Source organism: Enterobacter sp. UNJFSC 003, from assembly GCF_036903355.1.
Classification (GTDB): Bacteria; Pseudomonadota; Gammaproteobacteria; order Enterobacterales; family Enterobacteriaceae; genus Enterobacter.
Window position 1 is genome coordinate 1 of sequence record NZ_JBAKHK010000210.1, and the last position, 261, is coordinate 261.

The window sequence follows — 261 nt, forward strand, 5'->3', positions numbered from 1 at the left end:
GGGCATCTGCTTCTACCTTCCGTGGTGGCGACAAACGCGGTGGTGCCAACGGTGCGCGTCTGGCATTAATGCCGCAGCGCGACTGGGATGTGAACGCCGCAGCCGTTCGTGCTCTGCCTGTTCTGGAGAAAATCCAGAAAGAGTCTGGTAAAGCCTCGCTGGCGGATATCATAGTGCTGGCTGGTGTGGTTGGTGTTGAGAAAGCCGCAAGCGCCGCAGGTTTGAGCATTCATGTACCGTTTGCGCCGGGTCGCGTTGATG

1 protein-coding gene is annotated in these 261 nt (G+C 58.6%); it reads left to right on the top strand.

What is annotated here, in order from left to right; translation table 11 throughout:
* A partial coding sequence (locus tag V5P19_RS23830) for a peroxidase family protein (RefSeq protein ID WP_334408030.1) occupies positions 1-261 on the top strand: 261 nt, incomplete at both ends.